The organism is Streptomyces aurantiogriseus (assembly GCF_014649375.1).
GTDB classification, from domain to species: Bacteria; Actinomycetota; Actinomycetes; order Streptomycetales; family Streptomycetaceae; genus Streptomyces; species Streptomyces aurantiogriseus.
On sequence record NZ_BMSX01000012.1, the window covers coordinates 92,455 to 112,105 of the forward strand.

Here is a 19,651-nt window from a genome sequence, read left to right on the forward strand (position 1 = left end):
CAAGGAGGCCCGCACATGCGTGACGCAGTCATCGTCGAAGCCGTGCGCACCCCGATCGGCAAGGGCAAGCCGAACGGATCGCTCGCCCACGTGCACCCCGTCGAACTCCTCGCCCACACCCTGCGCACCCTCGTCGAGCGCTCCGGCGTCGACCCGGCGCTGATCGACGACGTCATCGGTGGCGCCGTCGACCAGGTCGGCGAGCAGGCCATGAACACCACCCGCTACGCCGCCCTGTCGGCGGGCTTCCCGGAGTCGGTCCCCGCGACCACGGTCGACCGGCAGTGCGGCTCCTCCCAGCAGGCCGTGCACTTCGCGGCCCAGGGAGTCATGTCGGGGGCGTACGACCTGGTCGTCGCCTGCGGGGTCGAGTCGATGAGCCGGGTGCCGATGTGGTCGAACGTGCCGCCCGGCAAGGACCCCTTCGGCCCCGGCGTCGCCGAGCGCTACCCCGAGGGCCTCGTCCCGCAGGGCATCAGCGCCGAACTCATCGCCGCCAAGTGGTCGATCACCCGCGAGCAGATGGACGCCTTCGCGGTCTCCTCGCACCACAGGGCGGCCGAGGCCTGGGAGAAGGGCCTCTTCGACGCGGAGGTCGCCCCCCTGGACGGCGTCTCGCGCGACGAGTGCGTACGGCCCGGCAGCACGACCGGGATCCTCGCCGGTCTCAAGCCCGCCTACTACGACCCGAACTTCGCCGAGCGCTTCCCGCAGATCGAGTGGAACGTCACCGCGGGCAACGCCAGCCCGGTCAACGACGGCGCCTCGGCCGTGCTGATCACCTCCAGCGAGACCGCCGCCCGCCTGGGGCTGCGCCCGCTCGCCCGCCTGCACAGCTTCGCCGTCACCGGCTCCGACCCGCTGCTGATGCTCACCGGCGTCGTCCCGGCCACCGAGAAGGTGCTCCGCAGGGCGGGCCTGTCCCTCGACGACATCGACCTCTTCGAGGTCAACGAGGCGTTCTCCAGCGTCGTCCTGGCCTGGCGGCAGGAGACCGGAGCCGACCTCGCCAAGGTCAACGTGCACGGCGGCGCGATCGCGCTCGGGCACCCGCTCGGCGCGAGCGGGACCCGTCTGACGACGACCCTCGTGCACGCGATGCGGGAGCGGGGCGCCCGTTACGCGTTGCAGACGATGTGCGAGGCGGGCGGCCTCGCCAACGCGATGATCCTCGAAGGCGTCTGAAACGCCTTCAGTGCCCTGGGCGTTCTTGGCGTTCTTGGTGGCCTCGGTGCCCGAGGCTTCTCGGGCCTCCGAGGCGTCATCGACGGCGCAGGTGGTGGCGTTTGCGCCACGCCACCACCGCGCCCGCCAGTCCGGGCAGGGCGATGGCGGCCATCGCGATCAGGAAGAGCGGCGAGGTCGGGGAAGAGGCGGTGGCCCCGGCGACGACGTACGCGGCCGTGTTCGGGATCGAGCCGAGCGCGGTCGCGACCAGGAACGACAGCCAGCCCATACGGGAGACGGCGGCACAGTAGTTCGCGGCCCAGAACGGGATCCCCGGGAAGAGCCGGGCCGCCAGCATCGAGCGCAGCCCGTGCCGGCTCAACTGGCCGTCCGCGGCCTTCAGCAGCCGGCCCCGCAGCAGCGGCCGCAGCGCGTCCTGCCCGAGGATCCGGCCGAGTCCGAAGGCGATTCCCGCGCCCAGCACCGTGCCGCCCAACGCCGCGCCGAGGCCCAGCTGCGAGCCGAACAGGGCGCCCGCGGCCAGGTTCAGCAGCGGCCGCGGCACGAACGCCACCGTGCACAGCCCGTACGCGACCGCGAACACGAGCGCCGCTGTGGTGCCGCCCAGTTGGGGTGGCCAGCCGTCCGCGAGCAGCTTCTGCGGTTCGAAGAGCAGCACGCTCGACGCGGCCGCCGCGAGCAGCGCGACCAGCAGCGAGAAACGGGACCAGGGGGAGAGCAGCACTCTCGTGCAGCGCGCGGCGGGACCGACGGCCGCGGGTGCGGGCGCGGCGACGACGGGAAGGGGGACGGGCACGGGAACGACGAGCTCCGTGGCGGCGGCCCGGGGAGAGGCCGTGGCGGTGCCCCCAGAGCGGGTGGTGGCATCGAGCATCCCGCGACAGTAACTGACGGACATGTGTGATCGCCGTATGGTGCGTCTCATGACCGCCACAGGTGCGGAAACGGTCGATGTACCGCCCAGCGCTCTCGCCGACGCCGTACTGGAGCGGCTGACCGCCGCGTACGCCGGCGCGGCCGATCCCGTCCGGGCGGTGGCCATGCGCGCGTACATGAAGGACGTGGCGCCCTTCCTGGGCCTGCCCACACCCGAGCGCCGGGCCCTGTCCCGTGCCGTCCTGGCGGGCACCTCCCGCCCCGACGAGGCCGACTGCACGGCGATCGCCCTGCGCTGCTGGGCGCTGCCGCAGCGCGAGTACCACTACTTCGCCGTCGACTACCTCCGCCGGCACGCCGGACGCTGCACGTCGGCGTTCCTGCCGGTGACCCGCCACCTCGTCACCACCGTCCCCTGGTGGGACACCGTCGACCTGCTCGCCGCCCACGTCGTCGGCGCCCTCGTCGCCGCCGACCCGCGCCTCACGGCCGACATGGACGCCTGGATCACCGACGACGACCTGTGGGTCGTCCGCACCGCCCTGCTCCACCAACTCCGCTACAAGGAGAGCACCGACGCCGACCGCCTCTTCGCCTACTGCCTGCACCGGTCCGGCCACCCGGACTTCTTCATCCGCAAGGCGATCGGCTGGGCCCTGCGCGAGTACGCCAAGACCGACCCCGAGGCCGTCCGCGCCTTCCTGGCCCGCGAGCGGGGCCGGTTCGCGCCGCTGTCCGTGCGGGAGGCGCTGAAGAACCTCGGGGACTGAGCACCCGTCACGGCCGCCAACGAGGTGCCTCGTCGTCGGGGGTGTCGGGGCTCGCGAAGTGGAAGGGGACCGAAAGGTGGTCGGCGAGGGCTCTGCCGACCCGGTCGGCCACGGCTGCCGCAGGGTGGCGCGGGGCCGGATCCTCGTCGCCGAGGTGCCGGACGGCCGCGGACCAGTGGATGGTGGCCAGCCGCAGCTCCCCCTCCGGGTCGGCGGTGACGGCCACGAGATCCACGAACCAGTCGTGGACGGTGTCCCCGTCCCAGACGGCCTCGACGGCCACGACACGGCCCGGCGCGCCGGCCGCACGGGCGGTCAGTGACTCCAGGTCGAGAGGGCTGTCGGGCGTGCGGGCGATCCGGTCGCCGTGGTGGAGGTAGCGGTCGTGGACGACGAGCTGTGCCTCGGTGAGCCCCAGGCCCCGGGCCCGGCCGGCCTCCCAGACGGCGCGGACCGCCTGCAGGCGGGCGTCCTGGAGGACGTAGCCGTCGGCCTCGGCGCGGATGCCGGGCGGCAGCAGTGCCCACCACTCGGCCGTGCTCCTGTCGGTCATACAGATGGTGCCTCTCTCCCGTGCGGCCGGCGCCCCGGCCCACCTGTGGAAAACCATTCGACACCGGTCGGACCGTCGGCGAGGATCTACCCCATGTTCCGGTACGCCTTCCTCCTCGCAGCATCCGCCGTCGCGGATGCCCCGAAGGCTGCCGTCCCTGTTCTCGTGGCCGCTGTCGACGGCGCCCGAAGCTGACCCTCTCCGGATCGTCCGGCGGACCCCGCAGGGGGAGGGTCGGCGAGTTCCTCGGGGTCCCCGTCCCGGCCGGCGTCCCGCCGTGACCGGGGCCATCACTCAGCACCTTTCCTGAGAGGCTTCGAGGTATCGCCATGCCCAAGACGGCATACGTGCGCACCAAACCGCACCTGAACATCGGCACGATGGGTCACGTCGACCACGGCAAGACCACCCTGACCGCCGCCATCACCAAGGTCCTCGCCGAGCGCGGTGCCGGCACCTTCGTGCCGTTCGACCGTATCGACCGCGCCCCCGAGGAGGCGGCGCGCGGCATCACCATCAACATCGCGCACGTCGAGTACGAGACCGACACCCGGCACTACGCGCACGTCGACATGCCGGGCCACGCCGACTACGTCAAGAACATGGTCACCGGGGCCGCGCAGCTCGACGGGGCGATCCTCGTCGTCTCCGCGCTCGACGGGATCATGCCGCAGACCGCCGAACACGTCCTGCTCGCCCGGCAGGTGGGCGTCGACCACATCGTGGTCGCGCTCAACAAGGCCGACGCGGGCGACGAGGAGCTCACCGACCTGGTCGAGCTGGAGGTACGCGACCTGCTCACCGTGCACGGCTACGGCGGCGACGCCGCACCCGTCGTACGGGTCTCGGGGCTGAAGGCGCTGGAGGGCGACCCGCGGTGGACGGCGTCCATCGACGCGCTGCTCGACGCGGTCGACACCTACGTGCCGATGCCCGAGCGGTACGTGGACGCGCCGTTCCTGATGCCCGTGGAGAACGTGCTCACCATCACCGGCCGGGGGACGGTCGTCACCGGCGCGGTCGAGCGGGGCACGGTACGGGTCGGTGACCGGGTCGAGGTGCTCGGCGCCGGCCTGGACACCGTGGTGACCGGCCTGGAGACCTTCGGCAAGCCGATGGAGGAGGCGCAGGCCGGGGACAACGTGGCGCTGCTGCTGCGCGGGGTGCCGCGGGACGCCGTGCGGCGGGGGCACGTGGTGGCCGCGCCGGGGAGTGTGGTGCCGCGGCGGCGGTTCTCGGCGCAGGTGTATGTGCTGTCGGCGGCGGAGGGCGGGCGTTCGACGCCCGTCGCCACCGGATACCGGCCGCAGTTCTACATCCGTACCGCGGACGTCGTCGGGGACGTGGACCTCGGGGAGGCCGCCGTCGCGCGGCCTGGGGACACGGTCGCCATGACCGTCGAGCTGGGGCGTGAGGTGCCTCTCGAGCCGGGGCTCGGGTTCGCCATCCGTGAGGGCGGGCGGACCGTGGGGGCGGGGACCGTGATCGCCGTCGACTGAAGGCGACCGGGGGTGCGTGGGGGCACTGCGGGACCGTCGTGGCTGGTCGCGCAGTGCCCCGCGCCCCCTTACGGGGCGCTCCGGCCAGGCACAATGAGAAGGTGAACGACGAGCCCATACCCGTCACCCGAGCCGTCGACCACGGCACCGCCAAGCTGATGCCCGACGTCGACCGGGAGCGGGCGTGGCTGCTGACGGTCGACGGGGCACCGCAGTCGTACGTCGACCTTGACGAGCCGACGTACCTGGAGTTCGAGTACGCGCAGCGGCTCGGGCACGTCCTGGACACCGTCGCCGAGCCGGGGCGGCCCCTGGACGTGCTGCATCTCGGCGGCGGGGCGCTCACCCTGCCGCGGTATCTGGCGGCGACCCGGCCGGGCTCCCGGCAGGACGTCGTCGAGGCCGACCGTGGCCTGCTGGAGCTGGTGGCCGAGCACCTGCCCCTCCCGCCCGGCACCGGCGTCACGCTGCACGCGGCCGACGCGCGGGCCTGGCTGGAGGCGGCCCCGGCCGACTCCGCCGACGCCCTCGTCGCCGACGTCTTCGGCGGCTCCCGCGTCCCCGCCCACCTGACGTCCCTCGCCTACGCCCGCGAGGCCGGACGCGTCCTGCGCGCCGACGGCGTCTACCTGGCGAACCTCGCGGACGCGGCGCCGTTCGCCTTCCTGCGCTCCCAACTGGCCACCTTCGCCGCGGTCTTCGAGGAACTCGCCCTCATCGCCGAACCGGCGGTGCTGCGTGGCCGTCGCTTCGGCAACGCGGTCCTCGTCGCCGCCCATCACCCCCTCGACGTCACCACCCTGGCCCGCCTCGCCGCCGCCGACGCCTTCCCGGCCCGTGTGGAACACGGTGCCGGCCTACGGGACTTCATCGGCGACGCCCGGCCGGTGGCGGACGAGGAGGCGGTTCCGTCGCCTGAGCCACCGGGTGGGGCGTTCGGTATCGGCTGAGGGGGGAGAAGGGGGCGGCCTCAATCCTCGGCTCGGCCGGATCGGCTGTTCCCACCGCCCGAGCCGCCCTGCGCGTCAGCCCCTCCCGGGCCCCGCGTCCGCCTCCGCCAAGCCCTCACGCCCTGCCTCGGTCTCCCCCTCACCGGAATCGCCACCGCCTGCCTCCCCGCGGGTGACCTGCTTCGTGCGGCGGGTCAGATTCCGCACGTCCGGCACGCACAGGACCGCCGCCGTGACGAGGACGACCAGCGTGGCGCAGCCCCACAGAGCGGCCGTCCGGCCGAAGGCGGACTCCGCGGGGCCCGCGAGCGCCGTGGCCAGGGGGACCATGGCGACCGAGCCGAACCAGTCGTAGGCCGAGACACGGGAGAGTTTCTCCTCGGGGATCTCCTGGTGGAGGGCGGTCATCCAGGAGACGCCGAACACCTCCAGGGTGACGCCGGTCAGGAACATCACGGCGCACAGGACGGAGATCGGTACCGGCACGGCGAGCGCGGCGGACGGCAGGGCCAGCGGGAAGACGCAGAGAGTGCCGGCGAAGAGCAGACGGCGGGGCTTCCAACGGGTCATCAGGACGGCGCCGGCCACCGTGCCCGCGCCGAAGAAGCCGAGGGCTAGGCCCCAGGGGCCGGCCCCGCCGAGATGGTCCCGGGCGACGAGGGGACCGTAGACCGCGTCGGCGGCGGCGACGACCGCGTTGGCGATCGAGAACTGCAGGACGATGGCCCACAGCCAGGGTCGGCCGCTGAACTCCCGCCAGCCCTCGCGGAGATCGGCGAGCATGCCGCCGCCCCGCCCCCGCGCCGGGATGTGGCTCACGTCGAGGAACGCGCGCAGCGCCCCGGCGAGCGCGAACGCGGCGGCGTCCGCCGCGAGTACCCAGCCCGGTCCGACCACGGCGACCATCGCGCCGCCGAGCGCCGCGCCGCCGAGGGCGGCTCCCTGCATCGCCATCCGGAACACCGCGAACGCCCGGCCCGCCTGCTCGCCGTCGACCGAGGACATCAGCATGCCCTCGGCGGCCGGGCTGAAGAACGCCTGGCCGGTGCCGCCGAGCGCGGTCAGCAGCATCATCTGCCACAGCTGCGGCTGGCCCGCGAGGACGAGCGCGGCGAACGCGGCCTGCGAGAGACAGTTGAGGGTGTTGGCGGCGACCATCACCCGGTGCCGCGGGAGCCGGTCGGCGACCGCGCCGCCGATCAGCAGGAACAGCACCAGCGGAAGCGTGCGGGCCGCGGCCACCAGACCGACGTCGCCGCCGTCGCCCCCCGCCTCGAGGACGGCGAACGCGGCGGCGATGAGCGCCCCCTGACTGCCGAGGCTCGTGATGAACGCGGCGGCGGTCAGCAGGCTGTAGTTGCGGCCCGCCCAGGCGGGTCTGCGCAGGCGGAGGCGGGTGTCGGCGGCTGAGGTCACCGGCCGACTATCGCCGCCCGGGCACCGATCTGCCAAACCGATTACCCGCCGTCCGCCCTCACGGCCGTCCGCCCTCACGGCCGTCAGCCCTCGGTCGGCTCCCCGTGCAGGCGTACGGTGCTGAGGATCTTCATGATGGTCGCCTGCGGCAGCTCGTCCTTCACGCCCTTGGCCGTGTAGAGGTTCCAGGAGACGAAGTCGCCCTTGGAGTTCTTGAAGCCGAAGGTGATCGCCTTGCCGTCGCTGGCACACTTGCCCTTCTGGGGCGTGTTCGTCGACTGGGCCCACGCGTAACTGCCCTTGATGCCCGAGGTGGTGGTGTAGGCGGTGGCCTTCTCGTCGGAGCTGATGCTCTTCTTGTCCGGCTCGGTGTAGCCGCCGAAGACCCACCAGGCGGGGGTGTTGATCGCGATCTCGTCGGTGTTCTTGGCTCCCTCGGCACCCTTGGTGCCGACGACGGCGAGCGAGGTGTCGTCGCTCTTGCCGTCCTTGTCGTCGTCGGACGTGCACCACTTCGACTTGTACTCGGCAGTGCCCGACTGAATGATCGCGTCGTAGCCGTCGGGCTGTTCCTTGTCCTCCCACTCGAAGCCCTGGCTGAGGCTCGGCGACTGGACCTCCCAGTCCGCCGGCACGTCGAAGGCCACGCCTCGCTTGGGGTTCACGACGACCTTCCAGCCCGCGACGGTCGGCTGCAGGGTCTCCGTGTCGCGCGGGTTGTCGTCCGTGCCGGTCGACGACGACGCCGAGTCGCTCGGCTCGGCGGACACGGTGGGGCTCTTGCTGCCCTTGCCGGTGACCTCGGCCGGCTCCTCGTCGTCCCCGCCGAGCACCAGGAACCCGGTGACTCCGGCGGCCACGACGACGGCCGCGGCCGCCACGATCGCGATCAGCTTGGTGCGGTTGCCGCCGCCCGGGCCACCGGTCTGCGGCGGGCCCGCGACCGCCGGGGTGCCCCACTGCGGCGTCTGCGCATAGGGGTTGGGCTGCTGGGGCTGCTGGAAGCCGGGTTGCTGATACGGATTCGGCTGCTGGTATCCCGGCTGCTGGTACGGATTGTTCTGCGCCTGCGGGTTCTGCTCTCCCCCGGGCGGCTGCTGTCCTGGCCACATGGCCTGAAACCCTAGTGCCGCCCGGGACACGAATCGGTCACCACCCCTTGTCGGAGACGTACCGAATCAGGACTCGGCGGGCTGGAACACCCGCACGGTGTCCATGATTTTCCGGATCGTGGTGTCCGGGACCTCCTCGCCGACCCCCTTGGCGCCGAAGAACGATCAGGACGCCAGATCGCCGTCCGGCGTCTTGAAGGCGAACGGTGTTCTCGTTGGCGCCGTCCTTGTCGTCGTCGGACGCGCACCCGCCCCCGCCACCGGGCGCGGGTGCCGTCACGGTCGGGGCGTTCCAGGGAGCGGCCGGCTGCTGCGCGTACGGGTCGGGCTGGTGGAAACCGGGCTGCACGTACGGATCGGGCCGCGGGTTCGGGCCGCCTGCCGGCGGTTGCTCTCCTGGCCACATGGGCGGCGAGCATACGGCGATCATCACATCGCTCTGGCGAGCGCTGGCTACTCGTGGGTAACATCGCCGTCATGAGCGCAGACCAGATGTCCATCGGCGAGATGCTCGCCGCCACGGTGCCCATGGCCCGGACCCTGAACCTCGAGTTCCTCGAGACCAGCCCGGAGAAGGCCGTGGTGGCCCTGCCGGACCAGAGCGAGTACCACAACCACGTGGGCGGGCCGCACGCCGGCGCGATGTTCACGCTCGGCGAGTCCGCCAGCGGCGCGATCGTCCTCGCCGCGTTCGGCGACCAGCTCGCGCGGGCCGTGCCGCTCGCCGTCAGCGCCGAGATCGCCTACAAGAAGCTCGCGATGGGCGCCGTCACCGCCACCGCCACCCTCGGCCGCCCGGCCACCGAGGTCGTCGCCCAACTCGACGCGGGCGAACGCCCCGAGTTCCCGGTGACGATCGAGATCCGCCGCGCCGACGGAGCCGTCACCGGCGAGATGACGGTGGTGTGGACCCTGCGCCCCAACGGCTGAGCGAGCGACGGGGCCGGCGCAGTAGCCTCCGGCGTCGGTGCCGACGGGCGGGCGGCGGGTGGTACCGGTGCCGACGGCACGAGCGCGGCAGGGCGCGGCCGACTGCGGCGGGTGTCGCGTCGGCAGAGCGGTCGCCTGGCGGCGGGGGCCGGGAGAGGCGGAGGCATGTCCGGGCGGTGGTCCCGGGGAGCAGGGGTGGCGGCGCCGGGCGGCGGCCCCTGGCGCGCGCCACGGGGGCCGAGCCGTGCCCGGGACTCCCGGTCGGTGGACGGGCAGCGAATCGTGTGTGTGTCGGGGGCGGCTTGGGTTCGACGGAGCCGGCCGGGGTGCGTGGCGCCTTGGCTGAGAGGCCGCCTGCGGGGGTGCCGGTGGGGAGTGGCGGGGTCTGTTCGGGCAGCGGCGCCGGGTACCACCCGCGTCCAGAACCGCGCGCTTTCCACGCACGCACGTGCCTGCCGGCGCCAGGGGCCCGATACGTCGGGGTGATGGCCGGGTGGCCTTGGGGCGTGGGCCGACGCGGTACCGCTGATCGGCTTCGGCGGCGGCGCTGATGGTTCGCCGGCATGACGCAAGGGCCCGGTCACGGACGTAGCGCCGTGACCGGGCCCTTGCGTCATGCCGCCAGTCGCCCGCGCTCCGCGCCGTCGGCGTCCCCGTTCTCCAGGCCGGCCACGAACTCCTTGAGCCAGGACACGAACTCCGGGCCCAGGTCGGGGCGGTCGCAGGCGAGGCGGACCACGGTGCGGAGGTAGTCGACCTTGTCGCCGGTGTCGTAGCGGCGGCCGGAGAAGACGACGCCGTGGACCGTGCCGGACGCGGCCAACTCCTGGAGGGCGTCGGTGAGTTGGATCTCACCGCCGCGGCCGGGGGCGGTGCGCTCGAGGACGTCGAAGACGGCCGGGTCGAGGACGTAGCGGCCGATGACGGCGTACCGGCTCGGCGCGTCCTCGCGGGCGGGCTTCTCGACGAGGCCGGTGACCCGTACGACACCGTCCTCGGCGGAGGGCTCCACGGCCGCGCAGCCGTAGAGGTGGACCTGCTCCGGCGGGACCTCCATCAGCGCGACCACGCTGCCGGCGTACCGCTCGCGGACCTCCAGCATCCGGCTGAGCAGGGTCTCGCGCGGGTCGATCAGGTCGTCGCCGAGGAGAACGGCGAACGGCTGGTCCCCGACATGGTGGCGGGCGCACAGCACCGCGTGCCCGAGGCCGAGCGGGTCGCCCTGCCGGATGTGGTGGATGTCGGCGAGCCGGGCCGGGTCGCGCACCGCGTCCAGCCGTACGGTGTCGCCCTTGGCCGCGAGGGCCTGCTCCAGTTCGAAGGCGTGGTCGAAGTGGTCCTCGATGGCCCGCTTGTGCCGCCCGGTGACCATCAGGACGTCGTCCAGACCGGCCGCGGCGGCCTCCTCGACGACGTACTGGATGGCCGGCTTGTCGACGACCGGGAGCATCTCCTTCGGGGTCGCCTTCGTCGCGGGCAGGAAGCGGGTGCCGAGACCGGCCGCCGGGACGACCGCCTTGCGGACGGCGGGAGCGGTCGCGGGAGCGGACGGGGCGACGGTGGAGGAGGAGTGGGGGGCGTTCATGGCGATCATGGTGGACCAGGTGGATGGGAGTAGCCCGAGAGTCACATCTGAGATTCCTGTGGGCCGCGCCGGAAGTTGGAGGTTCCGTGTGCCATCCGCCTTTTCCCGCACACAAGTTGACGCTGCGACTCCGCCTTCTCTCCGGTCAGATTTCGAATGCGGGTGCGGATACCGCCGGTAACTTATCTGAATAGCCCGCACTTTGAACGGGGGTCACTCGAACTCCTTGTTTCCTGTGAGGCGTGTGTGCGAAGGTGAGCCTCCCCGCGGGCCGGTCGGATCGGGGCAACGGACCTGGTCAGACCAAAAGTACGCACCAATCAAAGGCATCAACCACGCATCATCGCGCACCAAGCAGGCACCTCTTTCCGGCGGACGCGTATTGCGTGCCGTTCGTCGGCTGGGAAGGAAATGGTCCCGTGCAGTCCCCGAATCCCCCACGCCCGCCGTACCCGCCCCGCCCCGGATGGACCCCCGGCGATTCCGACCGCGACCTCGCCGCCCGGCTCGGAACCGACGGCAACGCCCGCGCCGTCGCCCTGCTGCTCGCCCGCCACTGGCGGTCGGCGCACGACTACGCCACCGTCTGTCTGGCCGGCAACTCCGAGGACTCGGCGCGGCTCGTGGCCGCCGCCGCGTTCCACGAGGTGTTCGGACGGCTCGCGGGCGGACGTGCCGGCGGCGCCCTGCGCCCCCTCCTCCTCGTCGCCGTCCGCGACACGGTGCGGGAATGGGCCGGAGCGGACGGAGTCGTCGCCGTACTGCCGGAGCTGCGCAAAACCGTCGGCGGGCGCGGACTGCGCGCCGCACGCCCCGCGACCCCCGAAAGGCGCCGACTCGCCGAGCGCGCTTTCCAGTCCCTCCCGGCCGCTTCCCAGTGCCTGTTGTGGCATACGGAGGTGGAGGCGGAGCCGATAACCGTACCGGCCGGTCTGCTGGGCGTGGACGACATCACGGCACAGGCCGGTCTGGAACGGGCCCACGAGCAATTCCGCACGGCCTGCGTACGCGCCCACCGGGAACTCGCGCCGACCAGTGAATGCCGCTTCTACAACCGTCTCCTCGACGTTCCCCTGCGCCGCGGCGGAACCCTGCTGCCCGATGTCCGGCAGCATCTCGCCGAGTGCCGCTACTGCCGTCACGCCGCCGAACAACTCAGCCATTTCGACGGCGGACTGGACGTCCTGCTGGGCGAGACCGTCCTCGGCTGGGGCGCCCGCCGCTACCTCGACTCCCGCCCCGGACGTGCCACCACCGCCACCACGGGCACACCCGCCCGGCCCGCGGAGGTGCGCGTGGCCGGCGGAGGCGGCCGCCACCGCACCACCTCGGCCGGTCTGCTCGACCTGTCGGGCGGGCGCTCCAGGAAGGCCGTCCTCATCGGTGTCGGGCTGACCTCCCTCGCCCTGCTCGCGACCGTGCTCGTGACCCGGAGCTGGTCGGAGGACAACGGTGTCCCCGGCCCCCGGGCCACCTGGGGCGCCCCCGCCGGCGGTACCAGCCCCGCGGGTTCCGCCGGCGCCCCGAGCGCCCCGGAGGGCCCCGCGTCCACCGGCTCCGCCCCGGCCGCCTCCGCCGCCCGTCCCGCGGAGGTCGTCCACGGCAGGCTGCGCAGCACGGCGGCGGGGCTGTGCCTCGACACCGCCGGCGGGCGGATCGAGGCCGGTGCCCCGGCCGTCCTGGCGGCCTGCTCGTCGGCCGCGTCCCAGCAGTGGTCGTACCAGGACGACGGACTGCTGCGCAGCACCGCCGCCCCGGCCCTCTGCCTGGCCGCCGACCCCGCCCGTGGAACGACCGTTCTGGCGGGGTGCGTGGTGCACGCGGGCGAGGTCTTCTTCGATCTGACCGTGCGCGGGGAACTCCTGCTGCGGCGCGGCGGGGGCGGCCAGGTGGTCGCGCCCGGCACGGGCCGGTCGCGGACTCACGTCGTCGTCGCGGACCGAAACGGTTCGGAGGGGCAGCGGTGGGTGTTCGACGCCGCCGCCGGGGTCCGACGGACACCGGTTCCCGGCGGGAAGGGCCCGGCGGAACCGCCGCCCCCGGCGCAGCCCCCGCAGCGACCGGCCGCGCCGAGCGCCCCGGCTTCGCCGCGCGACGCCGTGCCGGTGCCCCCGGCCGCCCCCGAGCCGTCCGCCGCGGCGGAGTACGAGGAGCGGTTCGCGCAGGTGGACTGCTGTGAGGCGTCCGACCCGACGGCCGTGGCCCCGGCACCTGCCCCCCTCACCGGCCCTGCCGAGGTACTGGACGACGTCGTCGAGGACACCCTCACGAGCGTGCGGACGACCCTCGACGGCTGAAGCCGCGCCACGCTACGACGTGCACACGCTCCTCAGTTTGTCGGCCGCCTTGTCGATCTGGCCGGAGTCGGGTGTGTCGCCGTTGAGGAGGTCGCGGTTGTAGTCCTCGATCGCCTGGCCGAGGTCCTTGACCGCCTGGTCGACCTCGCTGTCGTCCGGCCCGTCGTGGATCTTGTCGAGGTTCTTCTCGATGGTGTCGAGGGACTCCTCGGTCTTCGTCGGATCCTCGATCGCGTCCACGCCGGCCTCATGGATCGCCGTGATGTTGTCGCTGATGTCGTCGGCATGGGAGAGGCAGGCCGGCGAGTCGTCGACCTCGCAGCCGGTGAGGAGACCGGCGGACAGCGCGACGGCTGCCGCGAGGGAGGCGATGACGGCGCTGCGGCGTCCACGTCGGCGGTTCACGGCCATGGAGGGGTCCCTTCGGAAGCGGTGCGGAACGGGTGGGCTCCTTCACTCACCACGATCACGTGACCGGCCGCTCCGAACGAGGGACCGAACTCCCGTATCGGGGGTGTAGCGGACTACACCCCGGAACCGGCCGGGCCGCCGCGGCCGACCCGGTAGGCTTCCCGCCGTGCGCCCGCCCGCGGCGCGCGCCGGGATCAGCAGGAACGTCAATGGGGAGGAACCGGCGGTGCACGTCCAGGAGTGGCTCGAGGCCGTACCCGCGGTCAGCATCTACGCGCTGGTGGGCGTGGTCATCGGTCTGGAGAGCCTGGGCATTCCGCTGCCGGGCGAGATCATCCTCGTCTCCTCGGCGCTGCTCGCCTCCCAGCACGGCGAGATCGACCCGCTCATCCTCGGCACCTGTGCCACCGCCGGCGCCGTGATCGGCGACTCCATCGGCTACGCCATCGGCCGCAAGGGCGGACGCCCGATGCTGGCCTGGCTGGGCAAGAAGTTCCCCCGGCACTTCAGCGAGGGGCACATCGCGACGGCGGAGCGGTCCTTCGAGAAGTGGGGCATGTGGGCCGTCTTCTTCGGCCGCTTCATCGCCCTGCTGCGGATCTTCGCCGGACCGCTGGCGGGTGTCCTGCGGATGCCGTACTGGAAGTTCTTCATCGCCAACATCCTCGGCGGGATCCTGTGGGCGGGCGGTACGACGGCCGTCATCTACTACGTGGGTGTGGTCGCCGAGTCGTGGCTGAAGAGGTTCTCCTGGCTGGGGCTGGTGGTCGCGGTGCTCATCGGCCTCACGTCGATGCTGGTGCTGAAGCGCAAGGCGAAGAAGATGCAGGGCGCTGCGCAGAAGGACGAAGTGGAGGCGGAGGCCGTGGCGGCCGCCGAGTAGGCCGGTCGCGGGTCGCCCACCGCCCGCGGCCCGGCGGCGGAGCCGCACAACGGCACAGACCCGCGCCCCCGGGGACCGCTCTCCTACTCGTGGATTTCGCTGTGGGCCTTGGCCAGGTCGGCGTACAGCGTTCCGTTCAGCGTGACCCCCTGCCGCTCCTCCTCCGTCAGCTCCCGCTTCACCTTCGCCGGGACCCCCGCCACCAGCGACCCCGGCGGCACCTCCATCCCCTGCGGCACCAGCGCCTGCGCGGCGACCAGCGACCCCGCCCCGATCACCGCCCCGTTCAGGACGGTCGCCCCCATCCCGATCAGACAGTCGTCGCCCACGGTGGCGCCGTGCACGACCGCGTTGTGGCCGACGGACACCCGCTCGCCGATGGTCACGGGGAAGCCGGGGTCGGCGTGGAGCGTGCAGTTGTCCTGGATATTGCTCCGGGCGCCGACGGAGATCCGTTCGACGTCTCCGCGCACCACCGCGCCGTACCAGACGCTCGCGCCCGCCTCCAGGGTCACGTCACCGATCACGGAGGACGTGGGCGCCACGAACGCCTCCTCGTGGATCTTGGGTTCCCTGCCGCCGATGCCCGTGATCAGCGCCTTGTGCGTCATCACTGTCTCCTGTTCGTCCGCGGTACACCGGCACCGTACGCCACCCGTTGGGGTGAAGATCACAGGGCTACGGCGTCCTCGGGCCCACGTGCGCTGAGTACGGTGAACATGTGGCGAAGCGCAGGAACACGTTCTCATCATGGTGGCGCCGCCTGGCGCAGCGCGCGGTCCACGCGGGCTGGGCCTGGGTGCAGCGCACGGGCTCCGTCACCGCCGAGCACCCCGGCCGCTTCCGCTTCGGTTCCATGGGTGCGGGCACCCGGCTGGCCTTCCCGCTCGGTACGGTCTTCGGCGAGCCCTGGATCCACCTCGGCGCCCACTGCATCGTCGGCGAGCAGGTCACGCTGACGGCCGGCCTGATGCCCGACCTCGACCTCGGCCCGGACCCGATCCTGCGCATCGGCGACGGTGTGGTGCTGGGCCGGGGCAGCCATGTCATCGCCGACACCACGGTCACCATCGGCAGCGACTGCTACTTCGGCCCGTACGTCTATGTCACGTCCACCAACCACTCCTACGACGATCCGCACGAGCCCATCGGCAAGCAGTGGCCGCGCATGGAGCCCGTGGAGATCGGTCCGGGGTGCTGGATCGGCACCGGCGCGGTGATCCTGCCGGGGGCGCGGATCGGGCGGAACGTCGTCGTGGCGGCCGGGGCGGTGGTGCGCGGGCTCGTGCCCGACCATGCCGTGGTGGCGGGGGCGCCCGCCCGGGTCGTACGGCGGTGGACACCCGGCGAGGGCTGGCAGCCGCCGCTGCGGACCCCGGCGCCGGTGCCGATTCCGGACGGGGTCACCTCGGAGCAGTTGGTCGCGCTGTCGGGGCTGGACGAGGAGGCGGCGGCGCGTCTCGCCCAGCTGGAGCCCGAGGGCTGACTCAGCCCGTCGCCAGCAGTAGCGTGCCCACCAGGGCCAGGCCCGCGCCCGCCGCCTGGATCGCGCGCAGCCGCTCGCGCAGGAAGCCGCGGGCGGCCAGGGCGGTCACCACGGGATAGAGCGAGGCGAGCACAGCGGCCACAGTGACCGGGCCGTGCTGGGCGGCGACCGCGTAGGTGCCGTTCGCGGCGACGTCGGCCAGTCCGACGAAGGCGAACGCCGGCAGCGAGGTCCAGGGCAGGCCTGCCTCCGGGAGTGCGGGCGTCCCGCGCCGCACGACGACGTACAGGGCCGCGCCGCCCGTGACGACATTGGCCACGCGCTGGACGAAGAGGGCGAGGAAGAGGCCGGTGACGGTCGTCGACGCCTCGGTGATCAGCACGAACACGGTGCCGAAGCCGAGGGCAGCGACCAGGGTGAGGAGGACGGCCCGGCGTTGCACCGGGGCGCCTCGCAGCTGCGGCCCGCCCGCCAGGACGACCCCGAGAACCGCGACCGCGATGCCCGCGACCTGGACCAGTCCGGGGCGTTCGCCGAGGAACAGGCCGACGGAGACCGGGACGGCCACGCTCAGGGTGGCCAGCGGGGAGACGACCCCCATGGGGCCGAGGGCCAGAGCCTTGTAGAAGGAGAGCAGGGCGACCGGCCCCACCACGCCGGCCGCGACCGCGTACCAGAGACGGGGACCGGCCTCGCTCCAGCCGCCGGTGGCGAGCACGATCACGCCCAGGACGGCCGCCGCGATCGACTGCGAGACCACGACCACCGTCAGAGCAGGGGTGCGGCGCGTCAGCAGCCCGCCGCCGAAGTCGGCCAGCCCCCACAGGAGGCTTGTGGCCAGGGCGAAGAGTGCTGTCACGGGGTCCTCGCAGTACAGTTCGGTGCACGATCGGGTGCACCACACCATAGTGCAAGGCAGTGAACCCTGTCATTCAGAATATTGGACTCCGGAGACGGGTGTCACCGGACACCGGACGGAATTGGACGGAATGTGTCGGACCTCGACCTGCTGACCCAGTCCCTGGCGCGCAACGTCAAGCGCTGGCGCACCGAGCGCGGCTTCACCCTCGACGCGCTCGCCGCCCGCGCCGGGGTCAGTCGCGGCATGCTGATCCAGATCGAGCAGGCCCGCACCAACCCCAGCCTCGGCACGGTCGTCAAGATCGGCGACGCGCTCGGCGTCAGCATCACCACCCTCCTCGACTACGAGCAGGGCCCGAAGGTCCGTATCGTCCCGGCCGGCCAGGTGGTCCGGCTGTGGCACACCGACGCGGGCAGCTACAGCCGCCTCCTCGCGGGCACGGAAGCCCCCGGCCCGCTGGAGATGTGGGACTGGCGGCTGATGCCGGGCGACAGCAGCGACTCCGACCCGCACCCCGCCGGCACGGTCGAGATCGCCCACGTCACGGCCGGAGAACTGACCCTCACCGTCGAGGGCGCCGAGTACCGCGTCCCGGCCGGCGCGAGCGTCACCTTCGAGGCCAACGCGCCCCACGTGTACGCCAATCGGGGCGAGGTGCCGACGGAGATGGTGCTGACCGTGTCGGTGCCGCCCGTGCACTGAGACGACTCCCCGACGGCCGCCGGGCTGCTGTTAGCGTGCGGTCATGGACGCACCCATCGGACACTTCGACACCGCCACGCCCGCCCCCGACTGCCTCGACGAGCTGCCCCGCCCGGTCGCCGACGCCGTACGCCACTGGAGCGGCAGCGTCCCCGCCGACCAGATCGTCTACGTCGACAGCGACCCGCAGTGGGCCGACACCGCCGTCTTCGTCGAGCACTACGGGCAGGAGCTGCTCGAGCAGTCCGCGAACTGTGTCGTCGTCGCGGGCAAGCGCGGCGGGGAGACCACCCTCGCCGCGTGCGTGGTGCTGTCCACCACCCGCGTTGACGTCAACGGTGTTGTTCGCCGCCACCTGGGCGCCCGAAAGGTCTCGTTCGCGCCCATGGACACGGCGGTGGGGGAGACCGGCATGGAGTACGGCGGCATCACCCCCGTCGGGCTGCCCGCGGCCTGGCCCCTGTTGGTGGACTCGGCCGTCGTCGACCTGCCGTACGTCCTGGTGGGCAGCGGCCGCCGGCGCGGGAAGCTGCTGGTGCCGGGCAAGGCGTTCGCCGAACTGCCGGGTGCGGTCGTGCTGGAGGGGCTGGGGGTGACCGTCTGAGTCACGCCCTCGCGTGGTGGGCCAGCCTCAGATGCGGGTCCGCCTCACCGGGGACCGGCGCGGGGTCGGCGTGCACCAGGGCGGCTGTCAGGCGCGGCACGGCGTGCAGCAGGACGTGCTCGGCGTCCACGGCGATCGCGTGCGCCTCCCGTACGGTCACCTCGCCGTCCACGACCACCGCGACCTCGGCGCGCAGCCGGTGCCCGATCCAGCGCAGCCGCAACTCGCCGACCTCGCACACCCCTTCGACCGTCCGCAGCGCGCGCTCGGCCCGGTCGACCAGGGCCGGGTCGACGGCGTCCATCACCCGCCGGAACACCTCGCGTGCCGCGTCCCGCAGCACCAGCGCGATGGCCGCGGTGATCGCCAACCCCACGACGGGGTCGGCGAGTTGCCATCCCAGTGCCGAACCGCCGGCGCCCAGCAGCACGGCCAGTGACGTGAAGCCGTCGGTGCGCGCGTGGAGCCCGTCCGCCACCAGCGCGGCCGAGCCGATCGCGCGCCCGACACGGATGCGGTACCGGGCCACCCACTCGTTGCCCGCGAAGCCGACGAGCGCGGCCACCGCGACCGCGGGCACGTGCTCGACCGGCCGCGGGTTCAGCAGCCGCTCGACCGCCGTCCATCCGGCGAAGGCCGCCGACGCGGCGATGGTCAGCACGATGGCGATTCCCGCCAGGTCCTCCGCCCGCCCGTAGCCGTAGGTGAACCGCCGGGTGGCGGCCCGCCGTCCCAGCACGAACGCGATACCCAGCGGTACGGCGGTCAGCGCGTCCGCCGCGTTGTGCACCGTGTCGCCGAGCAGCGCCACCGAGCCGGAGGCGGCCACGACGACCGCCTGCGCCACCGCCGTCACGCCCAGCACCGCCAGCGAGACCCACAGCGCGCGCATACCGCGGGCCGAGGACTCCAGGGCCCGGTCCAGCTTGTCGGCGGTCTCGTGGGAGTGGGGGGTGAGGAGATGGGAGAGGCGATGGCGAAGGCCGGGGGAGGCGGAACGGTGCGGGTGCTCGTGACCGTGGTGATGGTGGTCGTGCCCGTGACCCTGGTGGTGCTCGTGCTCGTGCCCATGACCGTGGACGTGGTCGTGCCGCTCGCTCACATCGGTCCCCTTCCGGTGCGGGGTGGTGGACGCGTGCCCGTCCACGAGGCCATTATGTGCGTATGAGCGCACGCATGCACCTATCACCTGCGCATCATGCGCACCCGCGCAGCCCGGGCGAGGAGCAGTTCGCCCTCGCGGCCGAGCTGCTCGCCCTGCTCGGCGACCGCACCCGGCTCACGCTGCTGCACGCCCTGACGTCCGGCGAGGCGGACGTGACGACGCTGACGGAGGTGTGCGGGGCGGCCCGGCCGGCGGTCAGCCAGCACCTGGCGCGGCTCAGGCTGGCCGGGCTGGTCACCACCCGCAAGGAGGGGCGGCGGGTGGTCTACGCACTGCGCGACGGCCATCTGCGCCGTCTGGTGGACGAGGCGCTGAACGTGGCCGACCACCGGCTGAGCGACCGGCCTGCGCACGACTGAGCC

General features: G+C 72.9%; 20 protein-coding genes. 11 read left to right on the top strand and 9 right to left on the bottom strand.

Translation table 11 applies throughout. From position 1 onward, the window contains the following. Nucleotides 1-15 precede the first annotated feature (15 nt). Nucleotides 16-1,185, top strand: coding sequence for a thiolase family protein (locus IE263_RS24740; RefSeq protein ID WP_189939953.1), 1,170 nt, complete (start codon nt 16-18; stop codon nt 1,183-1,185). Nucleotides 1,186-1,261: 76 nt separating this feature from the next. On the opposite strand, the gene IE263_RS24745 is transcribed toward IE263_RS24740, so the two are convergent. Continuing rightward, complete coding sequence (locus IE263_RS24745) at nt 1,262-2,062, bottom strand: TVP38/TMEM64 family protein (protein ID WP_189939954.1); 801 nt, start codon at nt 2,060-2,062, stop codon at nt 1,262-1,264. A gap of 49 nt (nt 2,063-2,111) precedes the next feature. On the opposite strand from IE263_RS24745, the gene IE263_RS24750 reads away from it, so the two are divergent. After that, nucleotides 2,112-2,834, top strand: a complete 723-nt coding sequence (locus tag IE263_RS24750) for a DNA alkylation repair protein (protein WP_189939955.1) — start codon at nt 2,112-2,114, stop codon at nt 2,832-2,834. Nucleotides 2,835-2,841: 7 nt separating this feature from the next. Here IE263_RS24750 and IE263_RS24755 read toward each other — a convergent pair whose 3' ends face one another. Beyond that, nucleotides 2,842-3,387, bottom strand: coding sequence for a hypothetical protein (locus IE263_RS24755; protein ID WP_189939956.1), 546 nt, complete (start codon nt 3,385-3,387; stop codon nt 2,842-2,844). Between the two features lie 329 nt (nt 3,388-3,716). Between IE263_RS24755 and tuf the strand changes: the two genes are divergently transcribed. After that, a complete protein-coding gene (gene tuf, locus IE263_RS24760) occupies nt 3,717-4,886 on the top strand; it encodes an elongation factor Tu (RefSeq protein WP_189939957.1) in 1,170 nt (389 codons plus the stop codon). A gap of 158 nt (nt 4,887-5,044) precedes the next feature. Then, complete coding sequence (locus IE263_RS24765; RefSeq protein WP_189940143.1) at nt 5,045-5,836, top strand: spermidine synthase; 792 nt, start codon at nt 5,045-5,047, stop codon at nt 5,834-5,836. Nucleotides 5,837-5,911: 75 nt separating this feature from the next. Here the strand turns inward: IE263_RS24765 and IE263_RS24770 are convergent, their stop codons facing one another. Then, nucleotides 5,912-7,252 carry an MFS transporter gene (locus tag IE263_RS24770; RefSeq protein WP_189939958.1) on the bottom strand — a complete coding sequence of 447 codons (1,341 nt, stop codon included), beginning with the start codon at nt 7,250-7,252 and terminating at the stop codon, nt 5,912-5,914. 83 nt (nt 7,253-7,335) lie between these two features. After that, complete coding sequence (locus IE263_RS24775) at nt 7,336-8,364, bottom strand: DUF8017 domain-containing protein (RefSeq protein WP_189939959.1); 1,029 nt, start codon at nt 8,362-8,364, stop codon at nt 7,336-7,338. Nucleotides 8,365-8,856: 492 nt separating this feature from the next. Between IE263_RS24775 and IE263_RS24780 the strand changes: the two genes are divergently transcribed. Further along, nucleotides 8,857-9,294, top strand: coding sequence for a DUF4442 domain-containing protein (locus tag IE263_RS24780; RefSeq protein ID WP_189940144.1), 438 nt, complete (start codon nt 8,857-8,859; stop codon nt 9,292-9,294). A gap of 613 nt (nt 9,295-9,907) precedes the next feature. Here the strand turns inward: IE263_RS24780 and galU are convergent. After that, nucleotides 9,908-10,879, bottom strand: a complete 972-nt coding sequence (galU, locus tag IE263_RS24785; protein ID WP_189939960.1) for a UTP--glucose-1-phosphate uridylyltransferase GalU — start codon at nt 10,877-10,879, stop codon at nt 9,908-9,910. A gap of 419 nt (nt 10,880-11,298) precedes the next feature. Between galU and IE263_RS24790 the strand changes: the two genes are divergently transcribed. Further along, entirely contained in the window at nt 11,299-13,176 is a 1,878-nt protein-coding gene (locus IE263_RS24790) for an RICIN domain-containing protein (protein WP_189939961.1), read from the top strand. A 12-nt stretch (nt 13,177-13,188) separates the two neighbouring features. Here the strand turns inward: IE263_RS24790 and IE263_RS24795 are convergent, their stop codons facing one another. Then, a complete protein-coding gene (locus tag IE263_RS24795) occupies nt 13,189-13,587 on the bottom strand; it encodes a hypothetical protein (protein ID WP_189939962.1) in 399 nt (132 codons plus the stop codon). A 226-nt stretch (nt 13,588-13,813) separates the two neighbouring features. On the opposite strand from IE263_RS24795, the gene IE263_RS24800 reads away from it, so the two are divergent. Next, nucleotides 13,814-14,470 carry a DedA family protein gene (locus IE263_RS24800; protein ID WP_189940145.1) on the top strand — a complete coding sequence of 219 codons (657 nt, stop codon included), beginning with the start codon at nt 13,814-13,816 and terminating at the stop codon, nt 14,468-14,470. 83 nt (nt 14,471-14,553) lie between these two features. Here IE263_RS24800 and IE263_RS24805 read toward each other — a convergent pair whose 3' ends face one another. After that, complete coding sequence (locus tag IE263_RS24805) at nt 14,554-15,081, bottom strand: gamma carbonic anhydrase family protein (RefSeq protein ID WP_189939963.1); 528 nt, start codon at nt 15,079-15,081, stop codon at nt 14,554-14,556. 110 nt (nt 15,082-15,191) lie between these two features. Between IE263_RS24805 and IE263_RS24810 the strand changes: the two genes are divergently transcribed. Continuing rightward, complete coding sequence (locus IE263_RS24810) at nt 15,192-15,956, top strand: acyltransferase (protein ID WP_189939964.1); 765 nt, start codon at nt 15,192-15,194, stop codon at nt 15,954-15,956. A 1-nt stretch (nt 15,957) separates the two neighbouring features. On the opposite strand, the gene IE263_RS24815 is transcribed toward IE263_RS24810, so the two are convergent. Next, on the bottom strand, nt 15,958-16,815 hold the full coding sequence (locus IE263_RS24815) for a DMT family transporter (protein ID WP_189939965.1): 858 nt from the start codon (nt 16,813-16,815) through the stop codon (nt 15,958-15,960). 132 nt (nt 16,816-16,947) lie between these two features. On the opposite strand from IE263_RS24815, the gene IE263_RS24820 reads away from it, so the two are divergent. Continuing rightward, nucleotides 16,948-17,520: a helix-turn-helix domain-containing protein gene (locus IE263_RS24820; protein ID WP_189939966.1), complete on the top strand. Its 573-nt coding sequence runs from the start codon at nt 16,948-16,950 to the stop codon at nt 17,518-17,520. Nucleotides 17,521-17,563: 43 nt separating this feature from the next. After that, nucleotides 17,564-18,124, top strand: a complete 561-nt coding sequence (locus IE263_RS24825) for a YbaK/EbsC family protein (RefSeq protein WP_189939967.1) — start codon at nt 17,564-17,566, stop codon at nt 18,122-18,124. 1 nt (nt 18,125) lies between these two features. Here the strand turns inward: IE263_RS24825 and IE263_RS24830 are convergent, their stop codons facing one another. Continuing rightward, nucleotides 18,126-19,226, bottom strand: a complete 1,101-nt coding sequence (locus tag IE263_RS24830) for a cation diffusion facilitator family transporter (RefSeq protein ID WP_189940146.1) — start codon at nt 19,224-19,226, stop codon at nt 18,126-18,128. Between the two features lie 62 nt (nt 19,227-19,288). Between IE263_RS24830 and IE263_RS24835 the strand changes: the two genes are divergently transcribed. Continuing rightward, nucleotides 19,289-19,648, top strand: a complete 360-nt coding sequence (locus IE263_RS24835) for an ArsR/SmtB family transcription factor (RefSeq protein WP_189939968.1) — start codon at nt 19,289-19,291, stop codon at nt 19,646-19,648. Nucleotides 19,649-19,651: the final 3 nt, after the last annotated feature.